At 56.2% G+C, this 11,627-nt stretch carries 10 protein-coding genes and 4 tRNA genes; 4 read left to right on the top strand and 10 right to left on the bottom strand.

The window, feature by feature from the left end:
- Positions 1–53 precede the first annotated feature (53 nt).
- Both glsA and RHM56_RS01620 read left to right on the top strand, forming a co-directional pair.
- Positions 54–998, top strand: a complete 945-nt coding sequence (gene glsA / locus RHM56_RS01625; RefSeq protein WP_322237900.1) for a glutaminase A — start codon at positions 54–56, stop codon at positions 996–998.
- A gap of 24 nt (positions 999–1,022) precedes the next feature.
- A complete protein-coding gene (locus RHM56_RS01620) occupies positions 1,023–2,552 on the top strand; it encodes an amino acid permease (RefSeq protein WP_322237898.1) in 1,530 nt (509 codons plus the stop codon).
- Positions 2,553–2,828: 276 nt separating this feature from the next.
- On the opposite strand, the gene RHM56_RS01615 is transcribed toward RHM56_RS01620, so the two are convergent.
- From RHM56_RS01615 to rluD, 7 genes are all read right to left on the bottom strand, one after another.
- Positions 2,829–2,905: transfer RNA gene (locus tag RHM56_RS01615), tRNA-Pro, on the bottom strand.
- A gap of 93 nt (positions 2,906–2,998) precedes the next feature.
- Positions 2,999–3,074 (bottom strand) — tRNA-Lys (locus RHM56_RS01610).
- A gap of 5 nt (positions 3,075–3,079) precedes the next feature.
- A tRNA-Pro gene (locus RHM56_RS01605) sits at positions 3,080–3,156 on the bottom strand.
- A 9-nt stretch (positions 3,157–3,165) separates the two neighbouring features.
- Positions 3,166–3,241: transfer RNA gene (locus RHM56_RS01600), tRNA-Asn, on the bottom strand.
- Between the two features lie 307 nt (positions 3,242–3,548).
- Positions 3,549–6,116, bottom strand: coding sequence for an ATP-dependent chaperone ClpB (clpB, locus tag RHM56_RS01595; RefSeq protein WP_322237896.1), 2,568 nt, complete (start codon positions 6,114–6,116; stop codon positions 3,549–3,551).
- Positions 6,117–6,236: 120 nt separating this feature from the next.
- The gene (gene pgeF / locus RHM56_RS01590) at positions 6,237–6,971 is read right to left on the bottom strand and encodes a peptidoglycan editing factor PgeF (RefSeq protein ID WP_322237894.1); all 735 of its coding nucleotides are present in this window, start codon (positions 6,969–6,971) and stop codon (positions 6,237–6,239) included.
- Positions 6,968–7,930 carry a 23S rRNA pseudouridine(1911/1915/1917) synthase RluD gene (gene rluD, locus RHM56_RS01585; protein WP_026014342.1) on the bottom strand — a complete coding sequence of 321 codons (963 nt, stop codon included), beginning with the start codon at positions 7,928–7,930 and terminating at the stop codon, positions 6,968–6,970. Before rluD ends, pgeF begins: the two co-directional genes overlap by 4 nt.
- A gap of 148 nt (positions 7,931–8,078) precedes the next feature.
- Here rluD and RHM56_RS01580 point away from each other — a divergent pair, with 148 nt between their 5' ends.
- Together RHM56_RS01580 and RHM56_RS01575 are read left to right on the top strand one after the other, a co-directional pair.
- A complete protein-coding gene (locus RHM56_RS01580; RefSeq protein WP_322237891.1) occupies positions 8,079–9,092 on the top strand; it encodes an outer membrane protein assembly factor BamD in 1,014 nt (337 codons plus the stop codon).
- A gap of 118 nt (positions 9,093–9,210) precedes the next feature.
- Positions 9,211–9,435, top strand: a complete 225-nt coding sequence (locus tag RHM56_RS01575) for a PP0621 family protein (RefSeq protein ID WP_322237889.1) — start codon at positions 9,211–9,213, stop codon at positions 9,433–9,435.
- A 97-nt stretch (positions 9,436–9,532) separates the two neighbouring features.
- On the opposite strand, the gene thiO is transcribed toward RHM56_RS01575, so the two are convergent.
- Genes thiO through RHM56_RS01560 form a run of 3 tightly spaced genes read right to left on the bottom strand, consistent with a single transcriptional unit; the run spans position 9,533 to position 11,624 of the window.
- Positions 9,533–10,636, bottom strand: a complete 1,104-nt coding sequence (gene thiO, locus RHM56_RS01570; protein ID WP_322237887.1) for a glycine oxidase ThiO — start codon at positions 10,634–10,636, stop codon at positions 9,533–9,535.
- 33 nt (positions 10,637–10,669) lie between these two features.
- A complete protein-coding gene (locus RHM56_RS01565) occupies positions 10,670–11,071 on the bottom strand; it encodes a type IV pilin protein (protein WP_322237885.1) in 402 nt (133 codons plus the stop codon).
- Between the two features lie 10 nt (positions 11,072–11,081).
- Entirely contained in the window at positions 11,082–11,624 is a 543-nt protein-coding gene (locus RHM56_RS01560) for a PilX N-terminal domain-containing pilus assembly protein (protein WP_322237883.1), read from the bottom strand.
- Between the last annotated feature and the right edge of the window lie 3 nt (positions 11,625–11,627).

Below are 11,627 nucleotides of genomic sequence, written 5' to 3'. Positions count from 1 at the left end.
TTTTTTACGATCTATAGTCTCCGTTCCTACAAAGCACTCATGGAGCGAGCGTAATGAAGCGAAAACCCACAACTGTCGATGACAGTGTCAAACAGGCGCTGGACGAGGCCCTGCAACGCTTTGCCAACAATCAGCACGGTAAAAACGCCAGCTACATCCCCTATTTGGCCTCCGTGCCTTCCCATTTATTCGGCATCAGCATCATGTTTTGCGATGGCACCCATGCCGAGGTGGGAGACACCGATTACGCCTTTGCCATCGAGTCGATTTCCAAGGTGTTTACCCTGGCCCACGTGCTCGATGAAATCGGCCCGCAGGTGCTGCGCAGCAAGATCGGCTGCGATCCGACGGGCGAGCCTTTCAACTCGGTGGTTGCCTTGGAGTTGCATAAGGGTCGACCGCTCAACCCGTTTGTAAACGCTGGCGCAATGGCCACCGTGAGCCTGCTGGCGGCCGAGAACGCACAAACGCGCTGGGAGCAAATCCAGTCGACTTACAACGCTTTTGCCGGGCGCGAATTGAGCGTTAACGAAGAGGTGTACAAATCCGAAGCGTCCAGCAATCAACACAACCGGGGCATTGCCTGGTTGTTGCAAAGCTATGGCTACCTGTACGCCGATCCCATGGAGGTGTGCGCCGTTTACACGCGCCAATGCTCTGTGTCGATTACCTGCCAAGACTTAGTCACCATGGGGGTGACGCTGGCCAACGGCGGCGTAAACCCGGTCACGGGAGCACGCGTGATACAGGCCAAAAGCGTCGCGCCTATTTTGGCTGAAATGACCTTAAATGGCCTTTATGACACCACTGGCGACTGGTATTACAAAGTCGGCTTACCCGGCAAAAGCGGGGTCGGTGGCGGCATTCTCGCCGTAGTCCCGGGCGTGTGTGCCATCGCCGCCTTTGCCCCGCCACTGGATGTGGCGGGTAACAGTGTTCGTGGCCAATTAGCCGCCGAACACCTCAGCCGCACGCTCAATTTGAGCCTGTTGCATTAATCAGGAAGATTAAGAGAGGCGCTAATGGCTACCACCAGCAAAGCTAAAACTTACATGTCATGGCTCACCATCTGTTTCATGATGGTTGCAGCTGTGGCCAGTATTCGCTCACTGCCGACCATGGCCGTTTATGGCCTGGGTTCGATTTTTCTGTATGTGATTCCAGCACTGTTGTTTTTCATTCCGGTTTCACTGGTTGCCTCTGAACTGGGCACCGGCTGGAACGGCGGGATCTATGGCTGGGTGAGGCAAGCCTACGGGGACCGTCCCGGCTTTTTCATCATGTGGTTCATGTGGGTACAAGTGGTGGTGTGGTACCCCATTGTTCTCGGATTTGCGGCCAGTACCATGGCGTATCTGATCAACCCTGAACTGGCCAAAAGTGGCGTCTTTACGGCCGCCGTGATCATCGTCCTGTATTGGTTATCAACGTTTGTCGCGCTTAACGGGCTCAGTGCACTGTCAAAACTGACGTCATGGTTCATGTTGCTGGGTACCGCATTACCGGCTGCGCTGCTGGTCCTGCTGGGTGTGGCCTGGCTGGTACTGGGGCACAAATCCGCCGCGCCATTAACGCTGGACGCCCTGATTCCGGCTATTTTCGACACCCACACCACCGTTAAAGCGGGTCCCCATAACCTGCACTCGGACCTGTGGCGGGAATTTACCGGGGTCATTACCGGCCTGGTGTTGATTGTGAGTAACTTTCTGGCGTTTGCCGGTATCGAAATGAACGCCATCCACGCCCGCGAATTGCGCAACCCGCAAAAAGAAATGCCGCGCGCGATTCTCTTGGCCTTCTTTATGATCCTGCTGGTGTTCATCCCGCCGACTGTGGCGATTTCGCTGGTGGTACCGGCGGACTCGACCAGCCTCACTGCCGGTGTGATACAGGCTTATGCCGCCTTCTTTGCAGGTTTCAATATGCCGTGGGCGACGCCGATCATGGCGATTCTGCTGATTATCGGTGCGTTGGGCGGGGTATTGGCCTGGACGGCTGGGCCTTCGACTGGCCTGCTGTTTGTTGGCAAGGCCGGGATGCTTCCGCCCGTGCTGCAAGAAGTGAACAAAAAAGGCGTGCAGAAAAATATTCTGTATTTGCAGGCCATTATCGTCACCTTGCTCTCGACGATTTACATCTTCATCGACAACGTCTCTGATGCTTTCTGGATGATCAGCGCGATGGCTGCGTTGATGTACCTGATCATTTACGTCTTTATGTTCCTGGCCGCCATGAAGCTGCGTAAAACCCAGCCCAACGTTAAACGCGGCTATGTACTCAAAGGGCTGCATGGCTGGTGCTTCTTGGGGCTGTTCTCGACCTGCGTCGCGCTGATCTTTGGCTTTATCCCGCCGAACAACTTCAGCAGCATGCCGTTTTTTGAATATGCGGGGACCTTGCTGCTCGGACTGGTGATTGCGGGCGTACCGCCGTTCATCTTCTATGCCGTGCGCAAACCGTCATGGCAGATGGTGCCTAAAGCGGAGGCCGACCAATATTCAGCGGCGTTGCAGGACTTGCAGGACGCAGACGCCAAGGCAGCAAAGGCTTGATGGATGCCGTGTAGCAGTTGCCGAGCCTTGCGAGGCTACGTCCGGCTGCGAAGCAGTCGTAAATCGGTTATCGCGATCTGTCTGACAGATCGAGTGCTTAGAATTTACGATCGCTGCGCAATCGGACGTAGCCTCGCAAGGCTCGACAACTGCTACGGAGGTTCCGGGTTTTCTACAGGCATAAAAAAAGCGTCCCGAAGGACGCTTTTTTTATGGCCTCTGATGCGACTGGCATCAGTGCCTGATTTTTCACACCCATTACTGCTGGGCAGAAAATGGTCGGGGTAAGGGGATTCGAACTCCTGACATCCTGCTCCCAAAGCAGGCGCGCTACCGGACTGCGCTATACCCCGGTAAAAAAAAGGCACCTTCAAGAGGCGCCTTCTTCGATCAGTGCTTTTGGCCTCTGATCTTAAGATCTAACCCCAGCGAACTGGAGCCAAAAATGGTGGGTCGTGTGGGATTCGAACCTACGACCAATTGGTTAAAAGCCAACTGCTCTACCAACTGAGCTAACGACCCAAAAATGGTCGGGGTAAGGGGATTCGAACTCCTGACATCCTGCTCCCAAAGCAGGCGCGCTACCGGACTGCGCTATACCCCGGCTTGAAAATGGCTCCACGACCTGGACTCGAACCAGGGACCCAATGATTAACAGTCATTTGCTCTACCAACTGAGCTATCGCGGAACTACATATTTCAATTTTAAACAATGTTGCTTTACATCTTTGCAATACTCTTTGACTTCATCGCATCGCTGCGTTTGCGTCTCTGAGGCGGGCCATTCTACAACCTTTCAAACCCTTGTCAACCCTTATTTTTCGTTAGAAGACAATGATTTAGCTCTTCTAGCGGGCTTCCTGGTTTGGGCCAAGTTGCCGTTCCGGGTGACTTACTGCGGGGCGCATCTTACAAGCGTTTTCCTTATAGATCAACACCCTAAATAAAAAAAGGCCTCGCAAAGCGAGGCCTTCCTTAAAACACGGTACTTGAGCCTTATGCGAAGACGATTTCGTCGTCTTTCACAGTGGCGACTACCGCTGTGCCCGGCAAGAACTGACCCGACAGAATCAGTTGTGCCAGAGGGTTTTCGATCCAGCGCTGGATCGCACGTTTGAGTGGCCGTGCGCCATACACCGGGTCGTAACCCACTGCGATCAACTTGTCCAACGCCTCCTGACTCAGTTCAAGGCTCAGGTCACGCTCAGCCAGACGGCTGCGCAGACGGCCCAACTGGATCTCGGCAATGCCAGCGATCTGATCGCGTGCCAGAGGCTCGAAGATCACGACTTCATCGATCCGGTTCACAAACTCCGGACGGAAGTGCGTACTCACCGCATCCATGACCGCAGCGCGTTGTGCTTCGCGATCACCGACCAGCTCCTGGATCTGTGCAGAGCCCAGGTTGGAGGTCATCACAATCACCGTGTTGCGGAAGTCCACCGTGCGGCCATGACTGTCAGTCAAACGACCGTCTTCAAGCACTTGCAGCAACACGTTGAACACATCCGGGTGAGCCTTCTCGACTTCATCCAGCAGAATCACCGAGTAAGGCTTGCGCCGTACGGCTTCGGTCAAATAACCGCCTTCTTCGTAGCCCACATAGCCTGGTGGCGCACCAATCAGTCGAGCCACGGAATGTTTCTCCATGAACTCGGACATGTCGATCCGCACCATCGCCTCTTCAGTATCAAAGAGGAACTCGGCCAGCGCCTTGCACAACTCGGTTTTACCCACACCGGTTGGGCCCAGGAACATGAACGAGCCGCTTGGGCGATTCGGGTCACTCAAGCCTGCACGCGAACGCCGTACAGCGTTGGACACAGCCACCACGGCTTCGTCCTGACCAATGACGCGTTCATGCAGCAAGCTTTCCATCTTCATCAGCTTATCGCGTTCGCCTTCGAGCATTTTCGACACCGGGATACCGGTCCACTTCGAAACGACTTCGGCGATTTCCTCTTCGGTCACTTTGCTGCGCAACAACTGGTTCTCAGTTTTGTTGCTGTGCTCGTCGACCATTTGCAGGCTGCGTTCCAGATCGGGAATAACCCCGTACTGCAACTCGGCCATGCGGTTGAGGTTGCCGCTGCGGCGTGCCACTTCAAGCTCTTGGCGAGCCTGCTCGATCTTTTGCTGGATCTGGGCAGAACCCTGCACTTCGGCTTTTTCCGAGGTCCAGATTTCTTCCAGATCGGAATACTCGCGCTCATGGCGCTCGATTTCTTCCTGCAATTTCTCGAGACGTTTTTTCGCCGCCTCATCTTCTTCTTTCTTCAGCGCCTGCGCTTCAACCTTCAGTTGAATCAAGCGACGCTCAAGACGGTCGAGTACTTCCGGCTTGGAGTCGATCTCCATGCGGATGCGGCTGGCCGCTTCGTCAATCAGGTCAATCGCCTTGTCAGGCAGTTGACGATCCGTGATGTAGCGATGGCTGAGCTTGGCCGCTGCAATGATTGCACCGTCGGTGATCGCCACCTTGTGGTGAACCTCATAGCGCTCTTTCAGACCCCGCAGAATCGCGATGGTGTCTTCTTCGCTCGGCTCATCGACCAACACTTTCTGGAAGCGGCGCTCAAGCGCTGCGTCCTTCTCTATATATTGGCGGTACTCGTTGAGCGTGGTCGCACCGACGCAATGCAGCTCGCCACGGGCCAACGCAGGCTTGAGCATGTTGCCCGCATCCATGGCGCCTTCGCCTTTACCGGCACCAACCATCACGTGCAGCTCGTCGATAAACAGGATGATTTGCCCTTCCTGTTTCGACAGTTCGTTCAGCAACGCTTTGAGACGCTCTTCGAATTCACCCCGGAACTTGGCACCAGCAATCAGCGCACCAATGTCCAGCGACAGCAGACGCTTGCCTTTCAGGCCATCCGGCACTTCGCCATTAATGATCCGCTGCGCCAAACCTTCGGCAATTGCCGTTTTACCCACACCGGGCTCACCGATCAGGACCGGGTTGTTTTTGGTCCGACGCTGCAAGACCTGAATAGTGCGACGAATTTCATCGTCACGCCCAATCACCGGGTCGAGCTTGCCTTCTTCGGCGCGCTTGGTCAGGTCGATGGTGTATTTATCCAGCGCCTGACGCGACTCTTCGACGTTCGGGTCATTGACCGCTTCGCCGCCGCGCAAGTTATTGATGGCATTTTCCAGGGCTTTTTTGCTGACGCCTTGCCCCAGCAACAATTTGCCCAGCTTGCTGTTGTCGTCCATCGCGGCCAGCAATACCACTTCGCTGGTGATGTACTGATCGCCTTTTTGCTGCGCCAGACGATCCGCCTGATTCAACAGACGCGCCAAATCCTGCGACATATTCACGTCGCCGGTCGGATTCTGAATTTTTGGCAGTTGGTCCAGCTCTTTGGTCAGCTCTTTACGCAGGCTGTTTACATCAAAACCGACTTGCATCAGCAGAGGCTTGATCGAACCGCCCTGCTGTTCCAGCAATGCCTGCATCAAGTGCGCGGGCTCAATGGCCGGATGGTCAAGGCCGACAGCCAATGACTGAGCATCGGACAACGCCAATTGCAACTTGCTGGTTAATCTATCTATACGCATTCGTCACCTTCCTTATGAGCAGGCCGGAGGGATGGAAACTCCTGAATGAAGAAACCTGCCAGATACCTTAGTAGATGCGGGCGACTTCGAGAGTTTCAAGCGTATAGAAAATGATGCAGGTCAACTGACGGTGCGTTCAATCCAGATCAGTGATGCAAAACGGCCAGTACGAGGACTGCGCCGGTAGGAGAAGAACCGCGGGTCGGTGACCGTGCAAAAGCCACCGCCATACACAGCGGTGATGCCGAAACGGGCCAGGCGCAGGCGTGCCAGCTCATAGATGTCGGCCATATAACGGCCTTCATTGACGCTGGGAACAAATGCCGCAGCCGCTTCGGGCAGATCGTCTATAAAGACATCCCGTACCTCGCCCCCGACTTCAAAGGCCTTGGGGCCAATGGCCGGGCCAAGCCAGACCAGTATGTCTTGAGGCCCAACATTGAGGCTTTGCGCGGCGGCTTCAAGCACGCCAGCCGCCAGCCCGCGCCAACCGGCATGGGCAGCCGCGACACGGGTGCCCGCGCGATCGCAGAACAGCGCGGGCAAACAGTCGGCCGTCATCACCGTGCAGGCAATGCCGGGCGTTGCCGTCCAGCTCGCGTCAGCCTCGGCGATGTGTTGAGGATTGGCAGGTGCGACCACAACCCCGTGAACCTGGCTAAGCCAAGCGGGTTGCACGTCAAAAATATTGGTCAAACGTTGGCGGTTATGTGCAACGGCGACGGGGTCGTCGGCCACATGATCGCCCAGATTGAAGCTGTCGAACGGCGCCAGACTGACGCCGCCCGCACGGGTGGTCACACAGGTCCTGACGCCTGCCGGCGCTGGCCAGTCAGGAATCAGGAAGGTGTTCATCCGATGAAAGCCTCACGGTCTTGCTTAAGTAACGTCAGCAACCAGACAAAATCGTCCGGAAGTGGCGATTCCCAGCTCATGCGCTTACCGGTCGTCGGATGATCCAACTCAAGGAAGCGTGCGTGCAGAGCCTGACGCGGGAAGTTTTTAAGGGATTCGACCATGGTCACACTGGCTGCCGGCGGGATACGGAAGCGACCGCCGTAGGCAGGGTCTCCGACCAACGGGAAGTTAATGTGTGACATGTGCACACGAATCTGGTGCGTTCGTCCGGTTTCCAGCTTGACCCGCACATGGGTGTGGGAACGGAAACGCTCAAGCACGCGGTAATGACTCACCGCCTGCTTGCCGCCTTCCATTACTGCCATGCGCTGGCGTTGCTGGCCGTGACGGCCGATGGGCGCGTTGATCTTGCCCCCGGCGGTAACGACACCGATAACGATGCATTCATAGATCCGGCTGACACTGCGACTCTGCAACTGAGTAACCAGTTGCGTCTGCGCCTGGATGGTCTTGGCGACCACCATCAGACCAGTGGTGTCTTTGTCGAGGCGATGCACGATCCCCGCACGCGGAACATTGACGATGTCCGGCACGTGGTGCAGCAGGGCATTGAGCAAAGTACCGTCAGCATGCCCGGCAGCCGGGTGAACCACCAGACCCGCGGGCTTGTTGATCACCAGGATTTCATCGTCTTCGTAAACGATGTCCAGGGGAATGTCTTGGGCGACCCATTCACCCTGGGCTTCCTGCTCTGCAGTCAGCTCCAGGATGGCACCACCGTGCACGATGTCACGGGGGCGGATGACGGCTCCGTCCACTGTCAGGCGGCCGTCTTTGATCCAGGCGGAAAGGCGCGAGCGCGAGTGCTCAGCGAATAATTGTGCAGCGACTTGATCGAGGCGTTGGCCACCCAGTTCGGACGGCACCTCTTCGCGAAGTTGAATTTTCTCGGACATGCTCATCAGGACCGCGCCAAGCCTTTGGTTTCGGCTGCGCGCTTGTGGTTAAATACGGCGTCTTTTGCCCCGAGGCTTTTCACGGGGCGCTCATCATAACAGGACGGACCCGCCCAAGACAGCGGCCGTCATAGGGACGCAAGCCGCCATGCAAGTGAGACACCTGCTGCTGATCGCCATCCTCGCATTGACCGCCGCTTGCTCGTCGACAAAAGAAGTCGTTGACGAAAACTTGAGCGAAGTCGAGCTGTACCAGCAGGCGCAGGCCGACCTGGATAACCACAGCTATACCAGTGCTACCGCCAAACTGAAGGCTCTAGAGTCTCGCTATCCGTTTGGTCGCTATGCCGACCAGGCCCAGCTCGAACTGATCTACGCCAACTACAAGAACTCTGAACCAGAAGCTGCCAAGTCCGCAGCCGAACGTTTTATTCGCCTGCACCCGCAGCATCCAAACGTCGACTACGCCTACTACCTCAAGGGCCTGACCTCGTTTGACCAGGACGTTGGCCTGCTGGCGCGCTTCCTGCCGCTGGACATGACCAAGCGTGACCCTGGCGCTGCACGTGACTCGTACAACGAGTTCGCCCAGCTCACCAGCCGCTTCCCGAACAGCCGTTACGCACCTGATGCCAAGCAACGCATGATTTATCTGCGTAACCTGCTGGCTTCGTATGAAATCCACGTAGCCGATTACTACTTGACCCGTCAGGCTTATGTAGCAGCGGCCAACCGTGGTCGTTATGTGGTTGAAAACTTCCAGGAAACCCCTTCGGTCGGTGACGGCCTGGCGGTAATGGTTGAAGCCTACCAGCGCATGCACCTCGACCAGTTGGCCGAAACCAGCCTCGAAGTGTTGAAAACCAACTACCCGAACCACCCAAGCCTGGTTGACGGTCAGTTCGTGCCTCAGGTTTCCGATGCGGACAACCGCTCGTGGCTGAGCAAGGCCACCCTGGGCCTGATCGAATCCAGCACTCCGCTGCCACCGGGTGAAACCCGCGCCAACATGGACATCCAGAAGCAGTATCAGGATGCCAAAGATGCCATTCCGGCAGAGCTGAAGCCTAAAGATGCTGATGGCAACATCATCGAAGCACCTGAAGCAGAAGGCAAAAGCCGCTCCTGGTTCAGCTACATGACCTTGGGCCTGTTCGACTGATTGTTCAGCCCTGTAAAAAGAGCTCTTCGGAGCTCTTTTTTTTGTCTGCGATTTGTTACTGTGCGCCCGCCAAGTCCTTGGCTAAACTGGCTCATCTTTTCTTGAATAGCGGATAACCATGCTTCGTTTACTGATCTGGGTTGCACTGATTGCCGCGGGCGTGTGGTTTTGGCGCAAATACAAAGCCAGCATTCAGGCAACCAAAAAACCGGTTGATCCTGGCGCCCAGCCAATGGTGCGTTGCGCCCAGTGTGGCGTGCATTTGCCGCGTGATCGCGCAATCAGCAGGCAACAAGAATGGTTTTGCAGCCAAGAGCATTTAGAACAAGGGCCAAAGGCATAACGCCAAGGTCAAAAGATCGCAGCCTGCGGCAACGCCTACAGTCAGTTACGCCTTTGCAGGAGCGGCCGAGGCACAAAGGCTGCGATCTTCACAGCGCCTACGAAATCCGCCCACTCGGCGCATAGGGTGCCGGGTCGATAATCGGCTCGCGGCCCAGTAACAGGTCTGCAAACAACTGACACGAGGCTGGCGCCAGTACCAGCCCGTTACGGTAATGCCCGCAGTTGAGCCACAACCCGTCAAAGCCTGACACCCGGCCAATGTACGGAATACCTTCCGGGGAACCCGGTCGCAAGCCCGCCCAATGCCCCACCACTTCGGCATCTGCCAATGCCGGGATCAGTTCAATAGCCGAGGCTTTAAGGCTCTCCAGGGCTACATCTGTCGGGGTTTTGTCGAAGCCTTCATGCTCAAGCGTGCTGCCAATCAAGATATGCCCGTCGCGGCGCGGTATCGCATAGCGGCCTTTTGCCAAGACCATGCAAGACAAGAAATCAGACGCACACTTGTACAAAATCATCTGACCTTTAACAGGCTCCACCGGCAGTTCAATTCCCAGGCCACCCAGCAACTCACCACTCCAGGCGCCAGCCGACAACACCACTTGATCACCGCGAATCTCGCCTTGAGCAGTATTCACACCGGCAATTTTATTGCCTTCGCGGATAAACCCCTGAACTTCGCATTGCTCATGGATCGTGACATTCGGCATGGCTTGCAGTGCGGCTTTCAACGATTTTACGAGGCGCGGGTTACGCACGTTGGCCACATCAGCCATATAGATCGCCTGCGAATAGCCGCCGCCCAATACCGGCACAGCACGTTCAACGGCCGACATTTCAACCGAACTCAGTGGCCGATCTTCACGCTGAGCCCAGGCCAGCGCTTGCTCTTCGTCTTCAAGGTCCAGCCAGTACAAACCGGTGGTGTGTACCTCGGGGTCCACATCGGTAGTGGCAAACAATTGCTCAGCCAACTGTGGATAAAAATCCTGCGACCAATGGGCCAGCGCGGTGACCGCAGGGCTATAACGCCAAGGGTAGAGTGGCGAAACAATCCCGCCGCCCGCCCACGAGGACTCCTGCCCCACCCCGCTGCGATCCAGCAACACCACGTGCTCAACCTCGGCCGCGAGATTAAATGCCGTCAGCAACCCAATAACACCACCGCCTACAATCACCACTCGTTGTTGCTTAGCCATCTATCAACTCAGCTCAAAAATGAAAATTAATCGTCAGCGCCCCCAACACTGCTGCACTGTCAGGTCCGGAGCGGCGTCTGTATTGGCTGCCAGGCCTGTGTGGCTCAACGTGTAGTTGCCACAGCTGTCGCCGGCCATTGTCGAGCCTTCTTTACGTGTGGCCGTTAACAAAAAGGCCTGATCGGCGAGTGCATGGGTAATCAGGTAGTGCTGATTACCCTGGCTGATATTTTCCGCCCCACTGTATAAACCTTTTTTCGTATAAAAACGCTCAAGACTTTGGGATTGCTCCGACAACAGCGCAACGATTTGGGCGCGATGGTTGCGCTTCATCGAGTCGCTGTACGCCGGATACACGAATGCGCCAAGAATACCGATGATCGAAACCACGATCATGAGCTCCATCAACGTGAACCCTGCTCCATATCGATACATTCAGCCGTCCTTACTGTATTTGCCGCCACATGATTCTTCGAAACTGCTGGCGTATGGGCTCTCCCTTGTCACTGCTTAGTGGCTGATAGCGCGCATAGACGCTCTCCAGCACGGTGCGCGACGGCCCACGCAGACCGACGGCGGTGATTCGGTATAAATGGGCAGACGCAATTCCCGGCAAATGCGCGGGCGCTATGCCGACCCCCAAACTCTGAATGCCGTACAACCCATCTGGCGCCCCAATCCAGAGCACTCCGGAGATCGGGTCAACCCCAGGCGAAATTTGAGTGCGGGCAGATAACGGCGGCATACATCGGGCTACTGTGTTGCAGTCCAACAGGCCTGGCCATTCGATCTGTACCTGAGATTCGCCCCGTCGCAGCGCTGTTTCGCTCGCTTGCAGTGACTGGTTGGCCAGCCAGACACTGCCAGCCATTTTTTCTTGTTGAGCGGCGCTCTGCAGTGAGGAAAGCCCGATCAGGCTGAGCAACAGCAGAAAGGTCAGGCAAACCAGCAGCGCCATGCCGGATTGTTTGCGCGGAAAAGGACTCATCTG

The organism is Pseudomonas sp. CCC3.1 (assembly GCF_034347405.1).
Taxonomy (GTDB): Bacteria; Pseudomonadota; Gammaproteobacteria; order Pseudomonadales; family Pseudomonadaceae; genus Aquipseudomonas.
This window is presented reverse-complemented; position numbering and strand designations above follow the sequence as displayed.